Origin of the sequence: Methylobacterium sp. 174MFSha1.1 (genome assembly GCF_900116815.1) — a bacterium.
Taxonomy (GTDB): domain Bacteria; phylum Pseudomonadota; class Alphaproteobacteria; order Rhizobiales; family Beijerinckiaceae; genus Methylobacterium.
On record NZ_FPCB01000044.1, the window covers coordinates 17,685 to 43,823 of the forward strand.

A 26,139-nucleotide genomic window follows, 5' to 3' on the forward strand; every position below is an offset into this window, starting at 1 on the left:
CGCCGGGGTTGGACCATTCGCAACCCCAACGCAAGCTGAACGGCAGCGCCGTCCCGCGCCCCGTGCGTAGAGAATCCGTGAGCCGGCCCCGACCCGGAATGTAGCGCCCGGCGGTCGCTCGGCGATGGGTCAGGCGAGCTGGACGATGAGCCCGTTCTGGATCGTCACCCGCCGGTCCATCCGGGCGGCGAGATCCAGGTTGTGGGTGGCGATCAGCGCCGCGACCCCGGAGGCGCGCACCAGCGAGACCAGGATCGCGAAGACGTGGCCGGCGGTCTGCGGGTCGAGATTGCCGGTCGGCTCGTCGGCGAGCAGCAGCCGCGGACCGTTGGCGAGCGCCCGGGCGATGGCGACGCGCTGCTGCTCGCCGCCCGACAGCTCGGCCGGACGGTGGCTCAGGCGCTCCTTGAGGCCGAGGAACGACAGCAGTTCCGCGGCGCGGGAGCGGGCTTCCCTCGCGGAGAGGCCGCGGATCAGCTGGGGCAGTACCACGTTCTCCAGCGCCGAGAACTCGGGCAACAGGTGATGCGACTGGTAGACGAAGCCCATCTCCTCGCGCCGCATCCGGGTGCGGGCGGCGTCGTCCATCCGGGCGCTCGGCTGGCCGCCGATATAGACCTCGCCGCCGTCGGGCTGCTCGAGCAGGCCGGCGACGTGGAGCAGGGTCGACTTGCCGGTGCCGGACGGCGCCACGAGGGCGACGATCTCGCCGGGCCAGATCGCGAGGTCGGCCCCGCGCAGGATGTCGAGATGGCCGGCCCCTTGGGCGTAGCGGCGCTCGACCTGGGCGAGGAAAAGGGCCGGGACCGGCTGCTGCTGGATGTCGTCCGTCAAGGTCAGGCGCCCCTCGCCGGCATGCACGGGGCGGAAATCGGGGGATAGACGGGTCGCGGCATCCGGTACGTACTCGGGAACAGGATCGGGGGGCGAGGGCCCGAAGGCTCAGCCGTAGCGCAGGGCCTGCACCGGGTCGAGCCGGGCGGCGCGCCAGGACGGGTACAGCGTGGCCAGCAGCGACAGCACCATCGACATCAGGACGACGGCGACGACCTCGCTGGCATTGGTCTCGGAGGGGATCTCGGACAGGAACCGCACCGTCGGGTCCCAGGCGCCCGGAAACAGCGTGCGCTGGATCACCGTGAGGTTCGCCGAGAAGACCAGCCCGAGGACGAAGCCGGCGAGCGTGCCGAGGATGCCGATCGAGGCGCCGGTGATCAGGAACACCCGCATGATCGCGCCCCGCGTCGCCCCCATGGTGCGCAGGATCGCGATGTCGCTCGACTTGTCCTTCACCAGCATGATCAGGCCCGACACGATGTTGAGCGCCGCCACCAGCACGATCAGCGTCAGGATGATGAACATCACGTTCCGCTCCACCTCGAGGGCGGAGAAGAAGGTGCGGTTGCGCTGGCGCCAGTCGGTGATCAGCACCGGGCGCTCGGCGGCGAGTTCCAGCTCGCCCCGCGCCTCGCCGACGGAATCGGCATTGTCGAGAAAGATCTCGATCACCGAGACGTCGCCGTCGCGGTTGAAGAAGGCCTGGGCTTCGGTCAGCGGCATGTAGACGAAGGTGCCGTCGAACTCGGACATGCCGACCTCGAACACCGCCGCCACGTTGTAGCTCTTGATCCGCGGCGCGGTGCCGAACGGCGTCGTGGCGCCCTTCGGCGTCGCGAGCGTGATCGTGTCGCCGGCCTGGAGCCCGAGGGACTCGGCGAGCCGCTTGCCGATGGCGACGCCGCCGCCGGTGTCGAAGTTCTCCAGCGTGCCGCCCCGGATGGTCTTGGCGACGGACGGGATCTTCTGCAGGTCGTCGGCCCGCACGCCGCGCACCAGCACGCCGGAGCCGCCGAATTGCGACGAGGCGAAGGCCTGGCCCTCGACCATCGGCAGGGCGAGGTGGACGCCCGCCACCTTGCCGAGCCGGTCCGACAGGTCGGCGAAGTCGGTCAGCGGCCGGTCGATCGGCGCGACGAAGATGTGGCCGTTGATGCCGACGATCTTGCTCAAGAGCTCCTTGCGAAAACCGTTCATCACCGAGAGCACGATGATGAGGGTGGCGACGCCCAGCATGATCCCGAGGAACGAGAACAGGGCGATGACCGAGACGAAGCCCTCCTTCCGCCGGGTGCGCAGGTAGCGCCCGGCGATCGTCCACTCGAAGGGCGCGAAGGGCAGCGTGGCGCCCCCGCCGAAGATGCGCCCACCGAATTTCGGCAGGCGCTCGCGGATCGCGGCGAGGGCCATCGGCTTACCGAGCCCGGTTCTGGCGGAGGAACTCGGGTACCGCGTCGGGCGCCACGGTCTCGCGGGCGCCGGTGGCGCGGCGCTTCACCTCGACCTTGCCGTCGGCGAGGCCCTTCGGGCCGACGATGACCTGCCAGGGCAGGCCGATCAGGTCCGCGGTGGCGAACTTTCCGCCCGGGCGCTCGTCGCGGTCGTCGTAGAGCACGGTGAGGCCGGCGGCCTCCAGCTCGCCCTGGAGCTTGGCGCAGGCCGCATCCGTGGCGGCGTCGCCGACCTTGAGGTTGAGGAGCGCGACGTCGAACGGCGCCACCGCGTCCGGCCACACGATGCCGGCCTCGTCGTGGCCGGCCTCGATGATCGCCGCCACCAGCCGGCTCGGGCCGATGCCGTAGGAGCCCATATGGACCGGGCGCTCCTGGCCGTCCGGACCGGTCACCTTGGCGCCCATCGGCTCCGAGTACTTGGTGCCGAAATAGAAGATGTGGCCGACCTCGATGCCGCGGGCGGCCATCTGCTCAGCCTGCGGCACCTCGGCGAAGGCGGCGGCGTCGTGCATCTCGGAGGTGGCGGCGTAGCGCGAGGTCCAGTGGTCGACGGTCGCCTGCAGGCCCGCGACGTCGTCGAAGTCGGTCGCCGCCTCAGGCGTCGCGAAGTCGAGATAGGCGCGGTCGCAATAGACCTCGCTCTCGCCGGTCTGAGCCAGGATGATGAATTCGTGGCTGAGATCGCCGCCGATCGGTCCTGTCTCGGCCCGCATCGGGATCGCCTTCAGGCCGAGGCGCGCGAAGGTGCGCAGGTAGGCGACGAACATCTTGTTGTAGGAATGACGCGCGCCGGCCTGGTCGAGGTCGAACGAGTAGGCGTCCTTCATCAGGAACTCGCGCGAGCGCATCGTGCCGAAGCGCGGCCGCACCTCGTCCCGGAACTTCCACTGGATGTGGTAGAGGTTCTTTGGCAGGTCCTTGTAGGAGCGCACGGCCGAGCGGAAGATCGCCGTGATCATCTCCTCGTTGGTCGGCCCGAACAGCATGTCGCGCTCGTGCCGGTCCTTGATGCGCAGCATCTCCTTGCCGTACGCGTCGTAGCGGCCCGATTCGCGCCAGAGGTCCGCCGACTGGATCGTCGGCATCAGCAGCTCGACGGCACCGGAGCGGTCCTGCTCGGCCCGGATGATGTCGGCGACGCGGTTGAGCACCCTCAAGCCCAGCGGCAGCCACGCATAGATGCCGGCGGCCTCCTGGCGGATCATGCCGGCGCGCAGCATCAGCCGGTGCGAGACGATCTCGGCTTCCTTGGGCGTCTCGCGCAGGATGGGCAGGAAATAGCGGCTGAGACGCATGTCGGACCTTGGCGTGGCAGGCGGTGGCTTCGCCGGGGCTCTCCCCGGGGGAACGCCCTTTTGCACGCTTCCGGTCCCGTTCGCAAAACATGAAACGCGGACCGGCGCGCCGTCCGGCCTGCCTCCCCCGCGCCCGGCGCGGGTCGGAGAAGGAAAATGCGGGGGCCATGCAAAAAAACGCATCAACCTGCTCGTAGCCAGGTGACAATGCGAATTCTTCTTCCTATAAGCGTCCTCGCGATGATGCGCAGGCAGGCCGAACGGCGCCGCGCAAGGTCCGAGTCTCGGGAGGAAAAACCAGCCTCAACGCCCCGACGGGTGAACAACAGATCATAGGCTGGTCAAAACATTCAGAAAGCTATCAAGCAAGGCTTCCGAGCCTTGCTTTTTTATTGTGTGCTCTGACCGAGAGTATCCCCATCTCGCTGGGGCAGGCCGCGACCTTGTCAGGCCGCGACCCGTTACAGTCCGGCGAGGGGAAAGGCCGCGACCGCCAGGATGAACACCACGTCCGACACGAGCGTGGTCCACACCGCCTTGCGGCGCATCTGCGGCTTGTGCGGCGCGCCGAGATCCTGTCCCGGCACGATCACCTCGGTGCCGTCGGGCGCGGCGCGGAACGGCAGCACCGCGAACAGCACCGTCCACCACACCACGAAGTAGAGCGCCCCCGCCCCGAAGCCGCTGAGGCGGAAACCCCAGACCGCCAGCGCGAGCATCGGCAGCATCAGGAGCACGCACACCCCGAGGGTGCGCGGGATCGAGGCGGTGGCGCGGTCGAGGAGGGCGGTCACGCCTGCTCCAGCTCGACCAGGGTGCCGAGGAAGTCCTTCGGGTGCAGGAACAGCACCGGCTTGCCGTGGGCGCCGATGCGCGGCTCGCCGCTGCCCAGAATGCGCGCGCCCTGCGCCTTCAGCTTGTCGCGGGCCGCCAGGATGTCGTCGACCTCGTAGCAGACGTGGTGGATGCCGCCGCCCGGGTTGCGCTCCAGGAAGGCGTTGATCGGCGAGTCAGGCCCCAGCGGCTCCAGGAGCTCGATCTTGCTGTTGGGGAGTTCGACGAAGATCACCGTGACGCCGTGCTCGGGCTGCGGCAGCGGCGCCGACAGGGTCGCCCCGAGGGTGTCGCGATAAACTTTCGCCGAGGCCTCGAGATCCTTCACCGCGATGGCGACGTGGTTGAGCCGGCCGATCATGGGGGTGTTCCTCCGTGTCCCTGGGGGTACCGTTGATTTTAGGGTGCGGTGCGGGGTGGCGCTACGGCAAGGATGGTCTTTGTCTTCGGCGTGAAGCGCGACGCCCGACCCCTCCCCCCTCTGCGGGGGGAGGGTGCCCCACGAAGTGGGGCGGGAGAGGGGAACCACGTTTCCGGAAGAGACTGAACCGTTGTGCGAGGCGCCCTCTGGATCGGCGTCGCGCTGCCCCTCTCCCGGCCCCTGCTGACGCAGGGACCACCCTCCCCCGCAGAGGGGGGAGGGTTATCGCGCCAGGTCCGGCACTGTCAGGGGACCATGCCCCTCACACCTCCACCACCATCACGTGGCAGGCCGGCTTCTTGCCCCACACCTCGTTGACGGCCGAGCGGATCGCCCGGTCGACGGCGTTCTCAACCGCCTCCGAATCCCGCCGCTTGGTCCGCGCCAGCCCGTTGAGCGTCCGCTCGACCGCGTCGCCGATCACGTCGATGATGACCTCGCCCTTGCGGCCGTAGCTCGGCAGGCCCATCAGGTCGATCGAGGGCTCGCTCTTGATCTCGCCGTTGCGGTCGAGCGCGATCGCCACCGAGACGATGCCCGTGAAGGCGAGCTTGCGCCGCTCGGGAATGGCACGGTCGTTCGAATCCACGAGCACGTTGCCGTCCTTGTAGATTCGCCCGCTCTTGACGTGGGTGACGATCTCCGGCTCGCCCGGCGCCAGCCGGATCAGGGTGCCGTTGCGGGCCTTCATCACCTGGTCGACGCCCTGCTTGCGGGCGAAGGTGGCGTGCTCGGCAAGGTGCAGCGCCTCGCCGTGCACCGGCACGGCGATACGCGGCTTGGTCCAGCGATACATCGCCGCCATCTCGTCGCGCCGCGGGTGGCCGGAGACGTGGACGAGCTCGGTGCGGTCGGTGATGACCTGGATGCCGGCCTCGATCAGGTCGTTGATGATCGCGCCGACGGCCCGCTCGTTGCCGGGGATCGCCCGCGACGAGAAGATCACCCGGTCGCCGGGCGAGAGCGCGATCTCCGGGTGCTCGTCGCGCGAGACCCGGGCGAGTGCGGCCCGCGCCTCGCCCTGCGAGCCGGTCAGCAGCGCCACCACCTTCTCCCGCGGCAGGTAGCCGTAGGCCTCGGCGCCGCGGATCTCCGGCAGTCCGTCGAGGTAGCCGCACTCGCGGGCGACGTCGATCACCCGGTCCATGGCACGGCCCACCGCGACGACGTCGCGGCCGCAGGCCTGCGCCGCGAGGCAGACGGCGCGCATGCGGGCGACGTTCGACGCGAAGGTCGTGACCGCGACCCGGTGCGGCGAGTTGCGGATCAGCTCGGCGAGATGGTCGGCGACTTCCGACTCGCTCGGCGAGCGGCCCTCGCGGGTGACGTTGGTCGAATCGCAGACCAGGGCCAGCACGCCCTCCTCGCCGAGGCGGGTGAAGGTCTCCTCCGAGGTCGAGTTGCCGGCGACCGGGGTGTCGTCGAGCTTCCAGTCACCGGTATGGAGCACCATGCCGAGCGGCGTGCGGATGGCGAGCGCGTTGGCTTCCGGGATCGAGTGGGCGACCGGCACGTACTCGATCGAGAACGGCCCGAGATTCAGCCGGCCGTCGGCCGGGACCTCGCGCATGTCGACCTTGGGCGCGCCTGGCTCGCCGAGGCGGCGGGCCTCGATCAGGTTCTTGGTGAAGCGGGTGGCGTAGATCGGCACCTTCAGCTTGGGCCACAGCTCGCCGATGGCGCCGATATGGTCCTCGTGGCCGTGGGTGATCAGGATGCCGAGCAGGTTCTCGCGATGCTCCTCGGCGAAGCTGAGATCCGGGTACATCAGGTCGACGCCCGGCATGTGCTCCTCGCTCGCGAAGCCCATGCCGAGATCGACCATGATCCACTTGCGAGCTTTAGGCGGCCCGAAGCCGTAGAGCGCGGCGTTCATGCCGATCTCGCCCACCCCACCGAGGGGCACGAAGATCAGCTCATCTCCCTTGTTCGACATATCCGTACCATCATCACACGGACCGCCGTCGCGGTCCCACTCGAGGAACGGCCTCGTCTGCCGTCACGGTCACGGCGCCGTCATGTTGCGTGTGCGGCCGAGAACGGCCGCGCGGCGGCGGCGCCGTGAGGCGCCCCGCCGGGAAGACTTCGACCATGTCGGGGGAGAGCGTCGTCGCCGCGCGGGCGCCGGACCGCCTCCCCATCAGGCAGCGGTGGCCGCCGCTCCGAAATGCACCTCGCCGGCGGAGACCGCGATGCGGTTCCCCTCCGGCAGCCGGACGACAAGACGACCGCCCTCGTCGATGGTCTCGAACGTTCCCGTCACCGCGCGCCCGCCGGACTGGGCATTCACCGGCCCGCCGAGACCTGCGGCGACGCTGAGCCAGGCATCGCGGATCCGCGAGAAACCACGGCCTTCGTCCCATAGCCGTTCGGCTTCGACCCAAGCGCCGGTGAGCAGCCGGAACAGCCCCGGCGCGTCGACGGCATAACCGGCCTGGGCCAGCGAGGTCGCCGCGTAAGGAAGCCCTTCCGGCGCGCCGGTCACGTTGATGCCGATGCCGACCGTGACGACAGCGCCGCGACCCGGCAGCGTCTCCATCTCGAGCAGGATGCCGACGAGCTTGGCACCACCGAGCAGCACGTCGTTCGGCCATTTGAGCCGGAAATCGGGAACTCGTCCGTCGGGTCCCGGCCCGCAGGCACGGCGCAGGGCCCGGTCGACCGCGACCCCGGCGACGAAGCCGAGCGTCGCGACCCGGTCCGGCGCCAGGCCCGCCGGCACCGGCCAGAGCAGGCTCGCCGCGTGATTGCCCTGGATCCAGCCCCAGCCCTTGCCGCGCCGGCCGCGACCGCCGGTCTGCTCCCGGGTCACGACCCAGAGCGGCCCCGGCGCACCCTCGCGGGCGCGCTCGAGGGCCTGCGTGCTCGTCGAGCCGAGGCTGTCATGGACCTCGATACGGTATCCCGCGGCCGTGGCCGCGGGGTCGAGCACGAAGGTCATTCGCCTAGAACAGCGACTTGGCGGCGGTGCCCGCGAGGCCGACCAGCGGGGCCGGCACCAGCCAGAACAGCAGCACCACCACGCTCGACAGGCCGAGCACGATCCGCAGGCCCGGGCCCATCGGCTCGTAGGCCTCCGCCGGCTCGTCGAAGTACATCACCTTGACGAGGCGCAGGTAGTAGTAGGCGCCGACCACGCTGGTCACCACGCCGATCACCGCCAGGGTCACGAGGTTCGCCTTGATGGCCGCGGCGAAGACGTAGAACTTGGCGAAGAACCCGGCGAGCGGCGGGATGCCGGCGAGCGAGAACATCATCATGGCGAGCAGGAAGGCGACCCAGGGGTGGGTGCGCGACAGGCCCGACAGGTCGTCGATGGTCTCGAACATCTTGCGGCCGCGGCGCAGCGACAGGATCACCGCGAAGGCGCCGAGCGTCATGGCGAGGTAGATCGCCATGTAGATCACCACGCCGCGCACCCCCTCCTGCGTGCCGGCGGCGAGCCCGATGAGCGCGTAGCCGACATTGGCGATGGAGGAATAGGCCATCAGGCGCTTGAGGCTGCGCTGGCCGATCGCCGCGAAGGAGCCGAGCGCCATCGAGGCGATCGACACGAACACGATGATCTGCTGCCACTCGGGCGTGATCACCGGGAAGGCACCGATGAAGACGCGCACGGCCATCGCCATCGCGGCCATCTTGGGGGCCGAGGCGAAGAAGGCGGTGACCGGGGTCGGCGCGCCCTCGTAGACGTCCGGCGTCCACATGTGGAACGGCACGGCGGCGAGCTTGAACGACACGCCGGCGGCGACGAACACCACGCCCAGCACCACGCCGAGACCCGAGCCCTCGCGGAGCGCGGTGGCGATGTGCGGGAACGAGACGGTGCCGGTGAAGCCGTAGACCAGCGAGGCGCCGTAGAGCAGCATGCCGGAGGACAGGGCACCGAGCACGAAGTACTTCAGGCCGGCCTCGGTCGAGCGCACGTCGTCGCGGTGGAACGAGGCGATGACGTAGGCCGCGAGGCTCTGCAGCTCCAGGCCCATGTAGAGACCGATCAGATCGTTGGCCGAGGCCATGATCATCATGCCGATCGTCGAGAGGACGATCAGGATCGGGTACTCGAACCGGGCGATGCGCTCGCGCTCGAAATGCTCCTTGGCGAGCAGGATCGCTGCGGCCGAGCCGATGAGGGTCAGCGCCTTCATCACCCGGGCGAACCCGTCGACGATGAAGGAGCCGTTGAAGGTGGTGACCTTGGCGCCGAAGGGCTGGCTGACCACCGCGAACAGGGCGAGGATCAGCAGGATCAGGGCCCCGACGCTGACGCCCTCGGTGGAGCGCTCGCCCTTGAAGGCCCCGTAGAGGATCAGCACCAGGACGCCGACCGACAGGATCAGCTCCGGCAGGGCGGGCCCGAGGGCGGGCATGACGATCTGAGCGGCGTTCATCGCGAAAAACTCAGTGCGGGACCGGCAGGGCCGCGGCAGCGGTCTGGGTCGTGGAGAGGGCGGCGCGCAGGCCTTGCATTAGCGCGTCGGTCGAGGGCGCGAAGACGTCGAGGATCGGGCCGGGATGGACGCCGTAGTAGATCGTCAGCACCACGAGCGGCGCGAGGATCAGCATCTCGCGGCGGTCGAGGTCGGTGATCCCCTGCAGGCTCGGCTTCTCGAGCTTGCCGTAGACCACCCGGGCGAACAGCCACAGGGCGTAGGCCGCCGACAGGATGATGCCGAAGACCGAGAAGAACGACACCATCGGGTTGGCCCGGAAGGCGCCCATCATCGCCAGGAACTCGCCGACGAAGCCGGAGGTGCCCGGCAGGCCGACATTGGCCATGGTGAACACCATCATGGCGACGGCGTAGAGCGGCATCCGCTTCACGAGGCCGCCATAGGCCGAGATCTCGCGGGTGTGCATCCGGTCGTAGATCACGCCGACGCAGAGGAACAGCGCGCCAGAGACGATGCCGTGGGAGATCATCAGGAACAGGGCGCCCTGGATGCCCTGCTCGTTCAGCGTGAACAGGCCGAGCGTCACGAAGCCCATGTGGGCCACGGAGGAGTAGGCGATCAGCTTCTTGATGTCGGTCTGCACCAGCGCGACCAGCGAGGTGTAGATGATCGCCACCACCGACAGCGTGTAGACCATCGGCGCGAAGTAATGGGACGCGTCCGGGAACATCGGCAGCGAGACCCGGATGAAGCCGTAGCCGCCCATCTTCAGGAGGATGCCCGCCAGGATGACCGAGCCGGCGGTCGGCGCCTCGACGTGGGCGTCGGGGAGCCAGGTATGGACCGGCCACATCGGCATCTTCACCGCGAAAGAGGCGAAGAAGGCGAGCCAGAGCCAGATCTGCATGTTCGCCGGGAAGCGGGTCTGCAGCAGGGTCGGGATGTCGGTCGTGCCGGCCTGCCAGTACATCGCCATGATGGCGAGCAGCATCAGCACCGAGCCGAGCAGGGTGTAGAGGAAGAACTTGAACGACGCGTAGATCCGGCGCTTGCCGCCCCAGATGCCGATGATCAGGAACATCGGGATCAGGCCTGCCTCGAAGAACAGGTAGAACAGCACCAGGTCGAGGGCGCAGAATACGCCGATCATCGTGGTCTCGAGGACCAGGAACGCGACGAAGTACTCCTTCACCCGGTGCTCGATCGAGAGCCAGGAAGCGCCGATGCAAAACGGCATCAGGAAGGTGGTGAGCAGCACCAGCGGCATCGAGAAGCCGTCGACGCCGAGCTTGAACCGGATCGTGTCCGTCAGCCAGGCATGGGTCTCGACGAGCTGGAACTGCGCGGTCGAGGCGTCGTAGCGGCCCCAGGCGACGAGCGACAGCAGGAAGGTGGCGAGCGTCGCGATGAGCGCCGCCCAGCGGGCGTTGCGCCGGACCGACTCCTCGTCGCCGCGCAAGCTCAGGATGAACGCGGCGCCGACGAGGGGCAGGATGAGGAGGCCGGAGAGGATCCCGAGGCCGAGCATGATTCTCTGTTCTCCGGTCAGGTCAGTGGGTGGCCGCGGAGACGCCGGTCATCAGGTACCAGCTCACCAGGGCGGCGACGCCGACCAGCATCACGAAGGCGTAGTGGTAGACGTAGCCGGTCTGGAAACGGACCACGCCGCGGGTGATGTCGACGACGCGGGCGGCGATGCCGTTCGGGCCCATCCCGTCGATGATGCGGCCGTCGCCGACCTTCCACAGGAATTCGCCGAAGCCCTTGGCCGGGCGGACGAAGAGCCGGTCGTAGATCTCGTCGAAGTACCACTTGTTGAGCAGGAAGCGGTACAGCAGCGGCTGGCTCTGGGCGAGCTGGTGCGGCAGTTCCGGCCGGCGGATATACATCCAGAAGGCGAGGAGGAAGCCTAGCACCAGCATCACGAAGGGCGAGTTCTGCACCCAGCCCGGCGCGTTGTGGATGTCGTGCATGATGTGGTTGTCGGGGCCGTGCGCCAGCGCGCCCTTCCAGAACTCGTCCATGCCCTCGCCGATGAACCGGTTCTTGAACACCAGGCCGGCGAAGAGCGCGCCCATGGCGAGGATCGCCAGCGGGATCGTCATTACCCGCGGGCTCTCGTGCGGGGTGTGGGCGTGGTGGTCGTCGTGGTGCTCGATCGCCGAGTGCGAGGCCGGCTCGATGTCGTGGCCCTTGTCGTCGTGGGCGACGCCCTCGTGGTGGCCGGGCGCGCCGTCGGCCTGGGCCGCGGCGTGGGCCACCGCCGGATGGTGGGCGGCATGCGCGTCGGCGTGATGGTCGTCATGCCCATGGGCATGCGCGTTCTGCCAGCGGGCCCGACCCTCGAAGGTCATGAAGAACAGGCGCCAGGAGTAGAACGAGGTGAAGAAGGCCGCGATGACGGTCGCCAGGAAGGCCAGCGTGTGGCCCGGCCGGGTCGACATGTAGGCCGCCTCGATGATGGCGTCCTTCGAGTAGAAGCCGGCGGTGAACGGGAAGCCGATCAGTGCGAGCGTCCCGATCGCCATCATGGCGGTGGTGAAGGGGATGTAGCGGCGCAGGCCGCCCATGTTCCGCATGTCCTGCTCGTGGTGCATCGCGTGGATGACCGAGCCGGCGCCGAGGAACAGCAGCGCCTTGAAGAAGGCGTGGGTGAAGAGGTGGAACACGCCCGCCGCGTAGGCGCCCACACCCAGCGCGACGAACATGTAGCCGAGCTGCGAGCAGGTCGAGTAGGCGATGACGCGCTTGATGTCGTTCTGCACGAGGCCGACGGTGGCGGCGAAGAAGGCCGTGATGCCGCCGATCACCGTGACGACGATCAGCGCGTTCGGCGCCGCGTCGAAGAGCGGCGACAGGCGGGCGACCATGAACACGCCGGCGGTCACCATGGTGGCGGCGTGGATCAGCGCCGAGACCGGGGTCGGGCCCTCCATCGCGTCCGGCAGCCAGGTGTGCAGCAGGAACTGCGCCGACTTGCCCATCGCGCCCATGAACAGCAGCAGGCAGCAGATGGTCAGGGCGTTCCAGTCGTAGCCGAGCAGGTGGAACGTCGCGTCCTTCAGCTCGGGCACCTTGGCGAAGACGCCGTCGTAGGTGACCGCGCCGAACAGCACGAAGCAGAGGAAGATGCCGAGCGAGAAGCCGAAATCGCCGACGCGGTTGACGATGAACGCCTTCATCGCCGCGGCGTTGGCCGAGGGCTTCTCGTACCAGAAGCCGATCAGCAGGTAGGAGGCGAGGCCGACGCCCTCCCAGCCGAAGAACATCTGGACGAGGTTGTCCGACGTCACCAGCATCAGCATGGCGAAGGTGAACAGCGACAGGTAGGCGAAGAACCGCGGCCGGTGCGGGTCCTCGTGCATGTAGCCCATCGAGTAGAGGTGGACGAGCGCCGAGACGCTGTTGACCACGACCAGCATCACCGCGGTGAGCGTGTCGGCCCGGAAGGCCCAGTCGACCGTCAGGCCGCCGGCGGTGAACCACGTCGCGACGTGGTGCTTGGTGGCGCCGTGGCCGTGCCCACCGGTCACCTCGAAGAACGCGACCCAGGAGAGCAGCGCCACGAAGACGAGGATGCCGGTGGTCACCACCTCGCTGGCCCGCGGGCCGATGCGGCGCCCGAACACGCCGGCGATGAGGAAGCCGATCAGGGGCAGGAAGACGATCGCGTGGTACATGCTCGGGGTCCGGCCTCGCGTGACGGGTGCCGCTGCGGCGCTGGTTCTTCGGGAAAAGGGCGTGAGGGCTCTCGAGAGCCTGCGTCAGCCCTTCATCATGTTGACGTCCTCGACGGCGATCGACCCGCGGTTGCGGAAGAACACCACCAGGATGGCGAGGCCGATCGCGGCCTCGGCGGCGGCGACCGTCAGCACGAACAGGGCGAAGACCTGGCCGACGATGTCGCCGAGATGGGTCGAGAACGCCACCAGGTTGATGTTCACGGCGAGCAGGATCAGCTCGACCGACATCAGGATGACGATGATGTTCTTGCGGTTGATGAAGATGCCGAGCACCCCGAGGGTGAACAGGATCGCGGCGACCGTCAGGTAATGGCTCAAACCGATCATCGTGCCTCTCGGCCGCGGGCGGCCGCCTTCGTGTCGCGAGGCGCGTTCCGCCCCGCCGCTCGTGTCATCAGCCTCGCGAGGCCGTCAGGCCCCGCACGAACTCGTCGGACCCGCGATCCCGGTCAGACCGCGACGCCCATCAGACCTCGACACCTTGGCCGGTCGGGACCTTGCGCATCTCGACGGCGTCGGCCTGGGTACGGGCATTCTGGATCGCGATGTCCTGGCGCTTGACGCCGGGCCGGTCGCGCAGGGTCAGCACGATCGCGCCGATCATCGCGACCAGCAGGATCAGCCCGGCGACCTGGAAGAAGAAAAAGTAGTTGGTGTAGAGAACGAGACCCAGCGCCTGCGTGTTGGTCATCGTCTCCGTGCCGGGCGTCACCGCCAGCGGCCCGTGGACGAGCCCCGGATCGATCGTCCAGGAGCCGACGACGAGGAGCAGTTCGACCAGGAAGACGGCGCCGATCAGACCGCCGACCGGCAGGTAGTCTTGGAAGCCCTGGCGCAGCTCGGCGAAATCGACGTCGAGCATCATCACCACGAACAGGAACAGCACCGCGACGGCGCCGACATAGACCACGACCAGGAGCATGGCCAGGAACTCCGCCCCCATCAGCACGAACAGCCCGGCGGCGTTCACGAAGGCGAGGATGAGGAAGAGCACCGAGGTGACGGGGTTGCGCGAGGCGATCACCATGAAGCCCGAGGCAACGGTGATCGCGGCGAACAGATAGAAGAAGGCGGCGGCTGCGGTCATGCGCTGAATTCACGCCGCCTGGCGGCGGCCTCCTGCCCGACCCCCGGGAGCATTCCGGCGGCCCGTCTATAGAACCCGCTCCCGCGGCGCACAACCGGGGGAGCGGCGAATGTGGCGTCGATGTGGGGAGGATCGGCGCCCTCCCCGCTCGCGGATCACGTGAGGGCGGACCGTCCTCCCCGGATCGGGATCACCGGTAGGGAGCGTCGGCCGCGATGTTGCGGGCGATCTCGCGCTCCCAGCGGTCGCCGTTCGCGAGCAGCTTCTCCTTGTCGTAGAGGAGCTCCTCGCGGGTCTCCACCGAGAACTCGAAGTTCGGCCCCTCGACGATGGCGTCCACTGGGCAGGCCTCCTGGCACATGCCGCAATAGATGCACTTCACCATGTCGATGTCGTAGCGCGTCGTGCGACGGGTGCCGTCGTTGCGGCGCGGGCCGGCCTCGATGGTGATGGCCTGGGCCGGGCACACCGCCTCGCACAGCTTGCAGGCGATGCAGCGCTCTTCCCCGTTGGGGTAGCGCCGCAGGGCGTGCTCGCCGCGGAAGCGCGGGCCGCGATGGCCCATCTCGAACGGATAGTTGATCGTCGCCTTGGGCTTGAAGAAGTAGCGCATCGCCAGGGCGAACCCGGTGACGAACTCCTTCAACAGCAGGCCGCGGGCGACCTGGTCGAGCTTCATGGCTCGTTCTCCGACGGTTGGGGTCAGGAGACCGGCGCGAGGCCGGTCAGCTTCAGGACGAAGGCGACGACGAAGACCATGACGAGCGAGAGCGGAAGGAAGACCTTCCAGCCCAGCCGCATGAGCTGGTCGTAGCGGTAGCGCGGCACCATGGCCTTCACCATGGCGATCATGAAGAACAGGAAGCTGGCCTTCAGGGCGAACCAGATCAGGCCCGGCACCCAGGTGAAGGGCGCGAACGGGATCGGCGAGAGCCAGCCGCCGAGGAACAGGATCGTGCCGAGCGCGCACATCGTGACGATGGCGACGTACTCGCCGAGCATGAACAGCAGGTACGGGGTGGAGGAGTACTCCACCATGTAGCCGGCGACGAGCTCGGACTCGGCCTCGGGCAGGTCGAAGGGCGGGCGGTTCGTCTCGGCGAGCGCCGAGATGAAGAACACCACGAACATCGGAAACAGCCAGAGCCAGTACCAGCCGAGGATGCCGAGCGAGGTGTCCTGCGCCCGCACGATCTGCGACAGGTTGAGCGAGCCGGCGCACATCAGCACCGTGACGATCACGAAGCCGAGCGAGACCTCGTAGGACACCATCTGGGCCGCGGAACGCAGCGCGCCGAGGAAGGCGTATTTCGAGTTCGAGGCCCAGCCGCCCATGATGACGCCGTAGACGCCGAGCGACGAGATCGCGAAGATGTAGATGATGCCGACATTGATGTCGGCGATCGGCCAGCCCTCGGCGAGCGGAATCACCGCCCAGGCGGCGAGCGCCAGGGTGGCGAAGATCAGCGGTGCCAGCAGAAAGAGGCTTTTGTTGGCGCCCGCCGGGATCACCGGCTCCTTCAGCACGAACTTCAAGAGGTCGGCGAAGGACTGGAACAGGCCCCAGGGCCCGACCACGTTCGGGCCGCGGCGCAGCTGCACCGCCGCCCAGATCTTCCGGTCGGCGAGCAGCGCGTAGGCGATGAAGACGAGCAGTGCCACAAGCAGCACGACGCTCTTCAGCGCGACGAGGAGGACGGTGCCCAGCACCTCCCAGGCGGTCATCGGTCGGTGCTCCTCATTCGGCCGCTTCGAGGGCCCGCCCGCGGGCGAGACCCGAGCACTCGGCGAGCACCCGCGAGGCGCGGGCGATCGGGTTGGTGAGATAGAAGTCAGGAATCGCGGCCCGGAAGGGCTCGCGGCCCGGCTCTCCGGACAGACCCGCCAGCGTCGTCAGCGCGGCCGCGCCGTCGGCCGGGGCGATCTGGTCGATGCCGGCCATGTGCGGGTGGGCGGCGTAGAGCGCCTTGCGGAGCGCCGGCAGCGAGTCGAACGGCAGGCGGCTTCCCAGCACGTCCGACAGGGCGCGCAGGATCGCCCAGTCCTCGCGGGCGTCGCCCGGCGGGAACGCGGCCCGGTTGGCGAGCTGCACCCGTCCCTCGAGGTTGACGTAGGTCGCCGACTTCTCGGTATAGGCCGCGCCCGGCAGGATCACGTCGGCGCGGTGGGCGCCCTTGTCGCCGTGGGTGCCCTGGTAGATCACGAAGGCGCCCTGTCCGACCTCGACCTCGTCGGCGCCGAGGTTGAACAGCACGTCGAGCGCGCCTCCTTGCGCCATCTCGGCGAAGGTGAGACCGCCCTCCCCCGGCACGAAGCCGAGATCGAGGGCGCCGACGCGGGCGGCCGCGTTCTGGAGCACGCCGAGGCCGTTCCAGCCCTCGGCCTTCGTGCCGAGGCCCTGGACGAGCTTGGCGACGGCGGCGAGCAGGGCCGCGCCGTCGGGACGGGCGAGCGCCCCCTGGCCGACGATGACCAGCGGCCGCTCGGCGGCCTTGAAGCCTTCCGCGAAGCTGTGACGGCCCGCCGCCACCTCGGCCAGCGTCTCCGGGCCGGCACCGAGATAGGTGTGGGGATAGGTGAGGTCGACGTCCTCGCCGATCACGCCGATCTGCATCGGCGAGAGCCGCCAGCGCTTGCGGATGCGGGCGTTGAGGAGCGAGGCCTCGGTGCGCGGGTTGGCGCCGACGATCAGGATCGCGTCAGCCTGCTCGATGCCGGCGATGCCCGGCCCGAAGGTGTAGGCGGCCCGGCCCCAGGCCGGATCGATCATCGCCCCGTCCTGGCGGCAATCGAGGTTCTGGACCTTGAGCGCGCCCATCAGGGTCTTGAGCGCGAAGATCTCCTCGACCCCGGCGAGGTCGCCGACGATCGCGCCGACGCGCTTCGGATCGGCACCCTTGAGCTTGGCCGCGATGGCGCCGAAGGCCTCGGCCCAGGAGGCCGGGCGCAGGCGGCCGTTCTCGCGCAGGTACGGCCGGTCGAGGCGCTGCAGGCGGAGGCCGTCGACGACGTGGCGGGTCTTGTCGGAGATCCACTCCTCGTTGATCGCCTCGTTCACCCGCGGCTCGATCTGCATCACCTCGCGGCCGCGAGTGTCGACGCGGATCGCCGAGCCGACCGCATCCATCACGTCGACGGACTCGGTCTTGTTCAGCTCCCAGGGGCGGACGTTGTAGGATTGCGGCTTGTGGACCAGCGCGCCGACCGGGCACAGGTCGGCGACGTTGCCCTGCAACTCCGATTCCATCGCGCGCTCGAGGTAGGAGGTGATCTCCATGTCCTCGCCGCGGCCGATGGCGCCGAGATCCGGCACGCCGGCCACCTCCGCCAGGAAGCGGACGCAGCGGGTGCAGTGGATGCAGCGGTTCATCGCGGTCCGCACCAGCGGGCCGATATACTTCTCCTCGACGGCGCGCTTGTTCTCGCCGTAGCGGGTCGAATCGACGCCGTAGGCCATGGCCTGGTCCTGCAGGTCGCAATGGCCGCCCTGGTCGCAGATCGGGCAATCGAGCGGGTGGTTGATGAGGAGGAACTCCATCACCCCCTCGCGGGCCTTCTTGGTCAGCGCCGACTTGGTCGACACCGCCGGCGGCTCGCCGTTCGGGCCCGGACGGCAGTCGCGCACGGCCCAGGCGCAGGAGGCGACGGGCTTCGGCGCACCCTTCAGCTCAACCAGGCACATGCGGCAATTGCCGGCGATCGACAGCCGCTCGTGGAAGCAGAAGCGCGGGATCTCGGCGCCCGCGACCTCGCAGGCCTGGAGCAGGGTGTAGTCCGGCGGGACATCGACCTCGATGCCGTCGACGAGGATCTTGGTCATGCGGTCAACTCTCGGGCGAGGTCCGCGGGGCGCGCGTCTCCGCGCGCCGGGCCGGCGAACCGGGAAGGCAGGTCATGACGGGTGGGACGCGACACCGCCTCACTCCGCCGCCATCGGCACCGGGGTCGGGTGCGGGTTGGCGGTGTAGCGGTCGATGCGCTTCTCGATCTCGGGGCGGAAGTGCCGGATCAGGCCCTGGATCGGCCAGGCCGCCGCGTCGCCCAGCGCGCAGATGGTGTGGCCCTCGATCTGCTTCGTCACGTCGAGCAGCATGTCGATCTCGCGCTTCTGCGCCCGGCCTTCCGCCATGCGCAGCATCACGCGCCACATCCAGCCGGTGCCCTCGCGGCACGGGGTGCACTGGCCGCAGGACTCGTGCTTGTAGAAGTACGCGATGCGGGCGATCGTCGCGACCATGTCGGTCGACTTGTCGAACACCATCACGGCGGCGGTGCCGAGGCCCGACTTCAGGTTCTTCAGCGTGTCGAAGTCCATCGGCGCGTCGATGATCTCGGCGGCCGGCACCAGCGGCACCGAGGAGCCGCCGGGGATCGAGCACAGCAGGTTGTCCCAGCCGCCGCGCATGCCGCCACAATGCCGGTCGATCAGCTCGCGGAAGGTGATGCCGAGCTCTTCCTCGACGTTGCACGGCTTGTTGACGTGGCCCGAGATGCAGAACAGCTTGGTGCCGGTATTGCCGGGCCGGCCGAGGCCGGCGAACCACGCGCCGCCGCGGCGTAGGATGGTGCCGGCCACCGCGATCGACTCGACGTTGTTCACCGTCGTCGGGCAGCCGTAGAGGCCCATATTGGCCGGGAACGGCGGCTTCAGCCGCGGCATCCCCTTCTTGCCTTCCAGGCTCTCGATCAGCGCCGTTTCCTCGCCGCAGATATACGCGCCTGCGCCGTGGTGGACGTAGATGTCGAAGGGGTAGTCGTGGACGTTGCTCTCGCCGACGAGGCGGGCGGCGTAGGCCTCGTCCACCGCGCGCTGGAGGGCGTGCTTCTCGGCGACGTACTCGCCGCGGATGTAGATGTAGCAGGCATGCGCGCCCATGGCGAAGCACGCCAGCATGCAGCCCTCGATCAGGAGGTGCGGATCGTGCCGCATGATCTCCCGGTCCTTGCAGGTGCCGGGCTCCGACTCGTCGGCGTTGACCACCAGATAGTGCGGCCGGCCGTCGGACTTCTTCGGCATGAAGGACCACTTCAGGCCGGTGGGGAAGCCGGCGCCGCCGCGGCCGCGCAGGCCCGATTTCTTCATCTCCTCGATGATCCAGTCCCGGCCCTGCTGCAGCAGGAATTGGGTCCCGTCCCACGCGCCGCGTTTCTTCGCGGCCTCGAGACCGGGGGAGTGGAGACCATAGAGGTTGGTGAAGATCCGATCCTGATCGGCGAGCATGGCGATCGTCCTACAGGCCTGCTGTGAAAGGGGACATCATATCGACTTATTACGCCTTCGGGCCGGGAGGGCCCTTGTCGGCCGGCTTGTCCGCGTTGGTGATGCCGACGGGCTTGGCCTGCGATCCGTCGGTCTTGGCATTCGCGGTCGCCGGCTCGGCGCCGGCCTCGGGCGTGGTGCCCAGAGGCGCTGCCACCGGACGGCCCTCTTCGGGCTTGACCGGCGTCATGGTGTAGGAGCGGCCGCTCTGGGGCGCACCGACCGTCTCCGGCCCGGTGCGCGGCACCGCCACGGTGGTGCGGTCCGGGGTCACCTCACCCTTGTCCGACTTCGGATCGACCGCGCCCTGCGCCGGGGTGGCCGCCGCCTTGCTCTCGTTCGGACGGCCGGCATCGGGTCGGGCCGCCTTCGGGCTCTCGGCAGCCGAGGCCTCGGTGCGGGCCTTCTCGCCGGTCGTGTCGGCGCCGGTCTCCTTCAGCCCCTCTTCCTCGAAGCGCTTGCGCCACGCGCCGACGCGCGAGCCGTCGAACAGCGTCTCGTCCTTTAGGGTCGTGACGGCATCCTTGGGCTCGGAGGAGACACGGCCGATCTGCGAGCCGACCTTGACCGGGCGCCCTGCCGCGAGGTCGTCCATCAGCTTGCCGAGGGACTCAGGGGTGAGGTCCTCGTAATAGTCGTGGTTGATCTGCGCCATCGGGGCGTTGCAGCACGCACCCAGGCACTCGACCTCGAGCCAGGAGAAGTTGCCGTCCGGGCTGACATGGCCGGAGGGGCCGAGCCGCTCATGGAGGTACTGCTTCAGCTCGCGGGCGCCGCAGACGTCGCAGGGCGCGGTGCCGCAGACCTGGATCCAGTAGCGGCCGACCGGCTCGAGGGCGAACATGGTGTAGAAGGTCGCGACCTCCAGCACCCGGATATGCGGCATGCCGAGCTGGTCGGCGACCGCCTCGATGGCCTTTTGCGGCAGCCAGCCGCCATTCTGCTCCTGCGCCTTCCACAGGAGCGGGATCACGGCCGAGGCCTGGCGCCCCTCCGGGTACTTGGCGATCTGCCCCTTGGCCCATTCGGCGTTCTCAGCCGTGAACGCGAAGCTCTCGGGCTGCTCGGAAACCGGGGCAAGTCTGCGGTTGGCCATGTCTCAAACGTCCATGTCTCATACGTCTCCGGCGGGTGCGGGCGGGGGCGTGAGCCCCTTACCGGTCCACCTCGCCGAACACGATGTCGAGCGTGCCGAGGATGCACGACACGTCCGCCAGCATGTGGCCGCGGCACATCCAGTCCATCGCCTGGAGGTGGGCGAAGCCCGGAGCGCGGATCTTGCAGCGGTACGGCTTGTTGGTGCCGTCGGCGACGAGGTAGACGCCGAACTCGCCCTTGGGCGCCTCGACCGCGGCGTAGACCTCGCCGGCCGGCACGTGGAAGCCCTCGGTGTAGAGCTTGAAGTGGTGGATGAGCGCCTCCATCGAGCGCTTCATCTCGCGCCGCGGCGGCGGCGCCACCTTGCCGTCCTGCGTCGCGATCGGCCCCTGGCCGGCCGGCTCGCGCAGCTTGGCGATGCACTGCTTCATGATGCGCACCGACTGGCGCATCTCCTCCATGCGGATGACCTGGCGATCGTAGGTGTCGCCGTTCTTCCCCACGGGGATGTCGAAATCCATCTCGTCGTAGGCCTCGTAGGGCTGCGACTTGCGCAGGTCCCACGGCATGCCGGAGCCGCGCACCATCACGCCCGAGAAGCCCCAGGCGAGCGCCTCCTCGACGGTGACGATGCCGATGTCGACGTTGCGCTGCTTGAAGATGCGGTTGGCCATCACGAGGTTGTCGAGGTCGTCGACCACCTGCGGGAACGTCTCGCAGAACGCCTCGATGTCGTCGATCAGGCTCGGCGGCAGGTCCTGGTGGACGCCGCCCGGCCGGAAGTAGTTGGCGTGGAGACGAGCGCCCGAGGCGCGCTCGTAGAAGATCATCAGCTTCTCGCGCTCCTCGAAGCCCCAGAGCGGGGGCGTGAGGGCGCCGACGTCCATCGCCTGCGTGGTGACGTTCAGGAGGTGCGACAGCAGCCGGCCGATCTCGCAGTAGAGCGTGCGGATCAGCTTGGCGCGGCGCGGCACCTCGAGGCCGAGCATCCGCTCGATCGCCAGGCAGAAGGCGTGCTCCTGGTTCATCGGTGCGACGTAGTCGAGCCGGTCGAAATAGGGCGTCGCCTGGAGGTAGGTCTTGACCTCGATCAGCTTCTCGGTGCCGCGGTGAAGCAGGCCGATATGCGGGTCGACGCGCTCGACCACCTCGCCGTCGAGCTCCAGCACCAGGCGCAGCACGCCGTGCGCCGCCGGGTGCTGCGGGCCGAAATTGATCGAGAAGTTGCGGATGCTGTGCTCGCCCATGTCGGCTCAGCCTTTCGCCGGTGCCTTGTCGGCCTTCTCGTCGCCCGGGAGCACGTAGTCGGTGCCCTCCCAGGGGGACAGGAAGTCGAAGTTGCGGAATTCCTGCGTCAGTCGCACGGGCTCGTAGACCACCCGTGCCTCGTCCTGGTCGTAGCGGACCTCGACGAAGCCGGTGAGCGGGAAGTCCTTGCGGAGGGGGTGGCCCTCGAAGCCGTAATCGGTGAGCAGCCGGCGCAGGTCCGGATGGCCCGAGAACAGGATGCCGTAGAGGTCGTAGGTCTCGCGCTCGTACCAGTTCGCCGCCGGGAAGACCGGGATCGCGGTCGGCACCGGCGTGCGCTCGTCGGTCTGCACCTTCACGCGGATGCGCCGGTTATGGCGCATCGACAGCAGGTGGTAGACGACGTCGAAGCGCTTCGCCCGGCCCGGATAGTCGGCCCCGCAGATGTCGATGAAGGTCGAGAAGGCGCAGGCCGGAGCGTCGCGCAGGTGCGTCAGCACCCGCACGATCTCGGAGCCCTCCACCACGAGGGTCAGCTCGCCGAAGGCGATCGCCCGGTCGGCGATGGCGGCGCCGAGCGTCTCGGCGAGGGTATCGGAGAGGCGCGCGAGGACCGCGTCGCCCTGCTCGCTCTGGGTATGGGCGCGGATGGTGATGCCGTTGCTCATGGCCAGCCTCAGCGCTCGATCGTGCCGGTGCGGCGGATCTTCTTCTGCAGCAGCAGCACGCCGTAGAGCAGCGCCTCGGCGGTCGGCGGGCAGCCCGGGACGTAGATGTCGACCGGGACCACCCGGTCGCAGCCGCGCACCACCGAGTAGGAATAGTGATAGTAGCCGCCGCCGTTGGCGCAGGAGCCCATCGAGATGACGTAGCGCGGCTCCGGCATCTGGTCGTAGACCTTGCGGAGCGCGGGCGCCATCTTGTTGGTGAGCGTGCCGGCGACGATCATCACGTCGGACTGGCGCGGCGAGCCGCGCGGGGCGAAGCCGAACCGCTCGCAATCGTAGCGCGGCATCGACATCTGCATCATCTCGACGGCGCAGCAGGCCAACCCGAAGGTCATCCACATCAGCGAGCCGGTGCGGGCCCAGGTGATGAGGTCGTCGGCGGTGGTCAGCAGGAAGCCGCGATCGGCGAGCTCGTCGCTGATCGTCAGGAAGGTCGGATCGTTGGCGCCGATCGGCTTGCCGGTGGCCGGGTCGAGGATACCCTTCGGCTGCGGCGCGATCGTCGGGGCGCGGACGGTGGTGAGGGCCATGGTGGGGTCCGGTTCCTACGTCTCGGGGGCGGCTCTGCGCGTCGGTCTGCTAGTCCCACTCGAGGGCGCCCTTGCGCCACTCGTAGACGAAGCCGACGGTGAGTACGCCGAGGAAGGCCATCATCGACCAGAAGCCGAACCAGCCGAGATCCCCGAACGTGATCGCCCACGGGAACAGGAAGGCCACTTCGAGGTCGAAGATGATGAACAGGATGGCGACGAGGTAGAAGCGCACGTCGAACTTCATGCGCGCGTCGTCGAAGGCGTTGAACCCGCACTCGTAGGCCGAGAGCTTCTCCGGGTCCGGGCTGTTATAGGCCACCAGGAACGGGGCCACGAGGAGCGCCGCCGCGATGAAGAGGGAGACGCCGATGAAGATCACCAGCGGCAGGTAATCCGACAGGAGGCCGTTCATCGAGCATCCTCAAGGGTAGGCGCGAGGCCTTGGGTGAGCGGGCCTTAGCGTGAGCCTTGGCGCGTGCCCGGGCGGAACCCGGCCGCCGGGGCCGTTCTCGGAACGGTTCCAAAGCCCGGAAGGTGCGCGAGGCTTAAACGAGCGGGTATTGCGAAACAAGGGGCGTTCGCACCGCACAAACCGCGAACGTCTGCACGCAAGATAGGGGCTCATGCCCTGCACACAACGCCCGGAAGAGTCCGGCGGGCGGGGAGGATCGTCGCAGGGCCCTGCCCTTCCGGGGTGTTTTGCGCGATTCGGCCCGATTCCGCGGTGCGGCGACGCTTCTCAGCCGTCCGACAGGATCAAGGCCCAGAACCGCTTGTAGCGGCTGCCGGGCGCATCCACCCGGGCGATGCCGACGCGCCTGACCTGCGGCATCAGCATGTTGCGGTTGTGCTCGGGCGAGACCTGCCAGCGCTTCAGCACGTCGTCGAAAGTGGTGGAGCCCGCGCTCAGGTTCTCGGCGGCGTAGCGGCCGCCGAAGCCGGCGCGCTTGAGTCGCGCGTCGAAGGTGCCGCCGACCTCGTGCGAGAGCTGGCCGGCCCGGGCATTGGCCTCGGCCTGGTAGGAGGCGGCGCGGATCAGCGAGGAATCGATCACCACCGGCCCGAGGCCGTGGCTCGCCCGGTAGCGCGAGATCGCGGCCGCGGCCGCGGCCTCGTCGAGGATCACCGGCGTGGTCGGCAGGTCCGGCGCGGGCAGGATCGCCGAGCCGCTGCATCCGGCGAGCGCCAAGCCAGCCCCGAGCAGCACGATCGTCACGAGGCCGCGCCGCGGAATCTCCGCCGTCTGGGGAGCGGGAACCGTCGAACGGAACGGATGCGACATCGTCTCTCGAAGCCCTGTCTCTCGAAGACTTGGACGCGGCGGCGCCGCGCGAGAGCGCCACCTGTCGGGCGATTGTGGAAATTTTCGGGGCGGGCGCGTCCCCGAGGTCATCCGGGCTCAGGCCGCCCGCAGGGTGGTGAGGAAGCGGTTCACCTCGGCGCCGAGGCTGGCCGATTGCCGCGCGACGGTGTCGGCGGCGTTGAGCACCTGCCGGGCGGCCTCGCCGGTGGCCTCGGCGTCGAGGGCGAGCCCCTCGACCGAGCCGCTCACCAGGGCGGTTCCGGAGGCGGCCTGCGCCACGCCCGACACGATCGCCTGGGTGGCGCCGACCTGCGCCTCGACCGCCGTGGCGACCCGGGCCGAGACGCCGCTGATGGCGCGGGCCTGGGTCGCGACCTCGCCCATCGCGTTCGCCGCCTGGCGCGTCGTGTCCTGGATCGCCGCGACCTGGGCGGCGATCTCCTGCGTCGCCCGGTCGGTCTGGCCGGCGAGCTGCTTGACCTCCGCCGCGACCACCGCGAAGCCGCGGCCCGCCTCGCCCGCCCGGGCCGCCTCGATCGTCGCGTTGAGCGCTAAAAGGTTCGTCTGCGAGGCGACGCCGGCGATCACCGAGACCACGTCGCCGATGCGGGCGGCGGCCTCGCTGAGGCTCTGCATGACGGCCGCCGTGCGGTCGGTCCCGGTCACGGCGTCCCGCGCCATCGCGGCCGCCTCGCGCACGTCGGCGCCGACCGCCGCGACCGAGCGGCCGAGCCCGTCGGCCGCCTCCGCCAACCCCCCGGCCTCGCGGGACGCGTCCGCCGCCGAACTGGCCGCCGTGCCGGCCCGTCCGACGGCCTCGGCCGCGGTGCCGGACATCGCCCGCGCCGTCGCGTCGAGGTCCCGGGCGGCGGCGTCGACCTGCGCCAGCACCTCCGCCACCTTGCTCTCGAAGGTCCTGACCGCCTGGCCGACCTGCTCGGCGCGGCGAGCCTGCGCCGCGCTCGCATCGCGCTCGGCCGCCAGCGTCTCGCGCTCCATCAGCACCAGCCGGAAGCCGTCGATGGCGCGGGCGATGCCGCCGATCTCGTCGCGCCGCCCCGTGCCCGGCACCGCGAGGTCGTAGCGCCCTCCCGCGAGCGCGGCCGTCGCCCCGCTCAGACCCTCGAGCCCGCCGACGATGGAGCGCCACCCGAGCAGCCCCAGCAATCCGACGCCGACCAGGGCCGCGCCGGCGATGCCGCACAGCCAGAGCGCCTGCCGCCAGAACGCCGCCTCGATGTCGTCGATGTAGACGCCGGTGAAGATCGCGAGCCCCCAGGGCGCGAAGCCCTGGATATAGCTGAGCTTCGGCACGTGGGCGGTGCCGCCCGGGCGGGGGAAGACGTAGCGCAGGGTGCCGGGCGTACCCGACCGGGCGATGTCGACGATCGCCCGGACGAGGAGCAGGCCGCTCGCATCCTTCAGCCCGCTCATGTCCTTGCCGATCCACTCGGGCTTGGGCGGGATCACCAGGGCGGTGCCGGAGAAGTCGTAGACCGCGAGGTAGTTGTCGCCCTCGTAGCGCATGTCGTGGGCGCGGGCGCGGAACGCCGCGAGGGCCGCCTCGCGGCTCATCGTGCCGGCCGCGGCCTGCGCCTCCAGGCTCGTAGCGGCGGCGAGCGCCACGTCGGAGAGGGCGCGCATCTTGGCGACCCGCTCGGCGATCAGGCTGTCGTGGTTGGCCCGCAGGGCATAGGCGACCACGGCGGAGAAGCCGATCACCGCCGCCGCCATCATCACGGCGAACTTCCGGCTCACGCTCATGTTCGACCAGGATACCCCAGACCAAGTCATCGTCGATCCCCGCTGCGTCCAACGGGACGATAGGACGGAGATGCTTGATGGTGCCTTAGCGTCAGGTTCTTACATCGACACTTTTGCTGGAAGATCAGTGTCGTCTGCGG

General features: G+C 69.1%; 23 protein-coding genes. All 23 read right to left on the bottom strand.

What is annotated here, in order from left to right:
• Positions 1–129: 129 nt before the first annotated feature.
• Positions 130–834 carry an ABC transporter ATP-binding protein gene (locus tag BM430_RS28700; RefSeq protein ID WP_093570669.1) on the bottom strand — a complete coding sequence of 235 codons (705 nt, stop codon included), beginning with the start codon at positions 832–834 and terminating at the stop codon, positions 130–132.
• 108 nt (positions 835–942) lie between these two features.
• A complete protein-coding gene (locus BM430_RS28705) occupies positions 943–2,247 on the bottom strand; it encodes a lipoprotein-releasing ABC transporter permease subunit (RefSeq protein WP_093570649.1) in 1,305 nt (434 codons plus the stop codon).
• A gap of 4 nt (positions 2,248–2,251) precedes the next feature.
• The gene (proS, locus tag BM430_RS28710) at positions 2,252–3,586 is read right to left on the bottom strand and encodes a proline--tRNA ligase (RefSeq protein ID WP_093570650.1); all 1,335 of its coding nucleotides are present in this window, start codon (positions 3,584–3,586) and stop codon (positions 2,252–2,254) included.
• 461 nt (positions 3,587–4,047) lie between these two features.
• Complete coding sequence (locus BM430_RS28715) at positions 4,048–4,380, bottom strand: DUF1467 family protein (protein ID WP_244539701.1); 333 nt, start codon at positions 4,378–4,380, stop codon at positions 4,048–4,050.
• Positions 4,377–4,781: a methylmalonyl-CoA epimerase gene (gene mce, locus BM430_RS28720; RefSeq protein WP_093570651.1), complete on the bottom strand. Its 405-nt coding sequence runs from the start codon at positions 4,779–4,781 to the stop codon at positions 4,377–4,379. Before mce ends, BM430_RS28715 begins: the two co-directional genes overlap by 4 nt.
• Positions 4,782–5,103: 322 nt before the next feature.
• On the bottom strand, positions 5,104–6,777 hold the full coding sequence (locus tag BM430_RS28725; RefSeq protein WP_093570652.1) for a ribonuclease J: 1,674 nt from the start codon (positions 6,775–6,777) through the stop codon (positions 5,104–5,106).
• 204 nt (positions 6,778–6,981) lie between these two features.
• On the bottom strand, positions 6,982–7,782 hold the full coding sequence (locus BM430_RS28730; RefSeq protein ID WP_093570653.1) for a biotin--[acetyl-CoA-carboxylase] ligase: 801 nt from the start codon (positions 7,780–7,782) through the stop codon (positions 6,982–6,984).
• 4 nt (positions 7,783–7,786) lie between these two features.
• Entirely contained in the window at positions 7,787–9,232 is a 1,446-nt protein-coding gene (gene nuoN, locus BM430_RS28735; protein ID WP_093570654.1) for an NADH-quinone oxidoreductase subunit NuoN, read from the bottom strand.
• 10 nt (positions 9,233–9,242) lie between these two features.
• Complete coding sequence (locus BM430_RS28740) at positions 9,243–10,763, bottom strand: NADH-quinone oxidoreductase subunit M (RefSeq protein ID WP_093570655.1); 1,521 nt, start codon at positions 10,761–10,763, stop codon at positions 9,243–9,245.
• A 22-nt stretch (positions 10,764–10,785) separates the two neighbouring features.
• Positions 10,786–12,915 carry an NADH-quinone oxidoreductase subunit L gene (gene nuoL / locus BM430_RS28745; protein WP_093570656.1) on the bottom strand — a complete coding sequence of 710 codons (2,130 nt, stop codon included), beginning with the start codon at positions 12,913–12,915 and terminating at the stop codon, positions 10,786–10,788.
• Positions 12,916–12,999: 84 nt separating this feature from the next.
• On the bottom strand, positions 13,000–13,305 hold the full coding sequence (gene nuoK, locus BM430_RS28750) for an NADH-quinone oxidoreductase subunit NuoK (protein WP_048425446.1): 306 nt from the start codon (positions 13,303–13,305) through the stop codon (positions 13,000–13,002).
• A 139-nt stretch (positions 13,306–13,444) separates the two neighbouring features.
• A complete protein-coding gene (locus BM430_RS28755) occupies positions 13,445–14,065 on the bottom strand; it encodes an NADH-quinone oxidoreductase subunit J (protein ID WP_093570657.1) in 621 nt (206 codons plus the stop codon).
• Positions 14,066–14,255: 190 nt separating this feature from the next.
• Complete coding sequence (gene nuoI / locus BM430_RS28760; RefSeq protein ID WP_048425444.1) at positions 14,256–14,744, bottom strand: NADH-quinone oxidoreductase subunit NuoI; 489 nt, start codon at positions 14,742–14,744, stop codon at positions 14,256–14,258.
• 23 nt (positions 14,745–14,767) lie between these two features.
• Positions 14,768–15,790 (bottom strand): NADH-quinone oxidoreductase subunit NuoH, encoded by a 1,023-nt coding sequence (gene nuoH, locus BM430_RS28765; RefSeq protein WP_093570658.1) that lies wholly within the window; start codon positions 15,788–15,790, stop codon positions 14,768–14,770.
• A 13-nt stretch (positions 15,791–15,803) separates the two neighbouring features.
• Positions 15,804–17,885, bottom strand: a complete 2,082-nt coding sequence (nuoG, locus tag BM430_RS28770; RefSeq protein WP_093570659.1) for an NADH-quinone oxidoreductase subunit NuoG — start codon at positions 17,883–17,885, stop codon at positions 15,804–15,806.
• 99 nt (positions 17,886–17,984) lie between these two features.
• Positions 17,985–19,286 (bottom strand): NADH-quinone oxidoreductase subunit NuoF, encoded by a 1,302-nt coding sequence (gene nuoF, locus BM430_RS28775; RefSeq protein WP_048431988.1) that lies wholly within the window; start codon positions 19,284–19,286, stop codon positions 17,985–17,987.
• 49 nt (positions 19,287–19,335) lie between these two features.
• A complete protein-coding gene (nuoE, locus tag BM430_RS28780) occupies positions 19,336–20,421 on the bottom strand; it encodes an NADH-quinone oxidoreductase subunit NuoE (RefSeq protein ID WP_093570660.1) in 1,086 nt (361 codons plus the stop codon).
• Positions 20,422–20,479: 58 nt separating this feature from the next.
• Positions 20,480–21,670 carry an NADH-quinone oxidoreductase subunit D gene (locus BM430_RS28785; RefSeq protein WP_093570661.1) on the bottom strand — a complete coding sequence of 397 codons (1,191 nt, stop codon included), beginning with the start codon at positions 21,668–21,670 and terminating at the stop codon, positions 20,480–20,482.
• A 6-nt stretch (positions 21,671–21,676) separates the two neighbouring features.
• A complete protein-coding gene (locus BM430_RS28790) occupies positions 21,677–22,339 on the bottom strand; it encodes an NADH-quinone oxidoreductase subunit C (RefSeq protein WP_093570662.1) in 663 nt (220 codons plus the stop codon).
• 8 nt (positions 22,340–22,347) lie between these two features.
• Entirely contained in the window at positions 22,348–22,929 is a 582-nt protein-coding gene (locus tag BM430_RS28795; RefSeq protein ID WP_093570663.1) for a NuoB/complex I 20 kDa subunit family protein, read from the bottom strand.
• Between the two features lie 49 nt (positions 22,930–22,978).
• Complete coding sequence (locus BM430_RS28800; protein ID WP_093570664.1) at positions 22,979–23,344, bottom strand: NADH-quinone oxidoreductase subunit A; 366 nt, start codon at positions 23,342–23,344, stop codon at positions 22,979–22,981.
• Between the two features lie 327 nt (positions 23,345–23,671).
• Positions 23,672–24,214 (bottom strand): CAP domain-containing protein, encoded by a 543-nt coding sequence (locus tag BM430_RS28805; RefSeq protein WP_093570665.1) that lies wholly within the window; start codon positions 24,212–24,214, stop codon positions 23,672–23,674.
• A 117-nt stretch (positions 24,215–24,331) separates the two neighbouring features.
• Positions 24,332–25,993: a methyl-accepting chemotaxis protein gene (locus tag BM430_RS28810; protein WP_244539702.1), complete on the bottom strand. Its 1,662-nt coding sequence runs from the start codon at positions 25,991–25,993 to the stop codon at positions 24,332–24,334.
• Between the last annotated feature and the right edge of the window lie 146 nt (positions 25,994–26,139).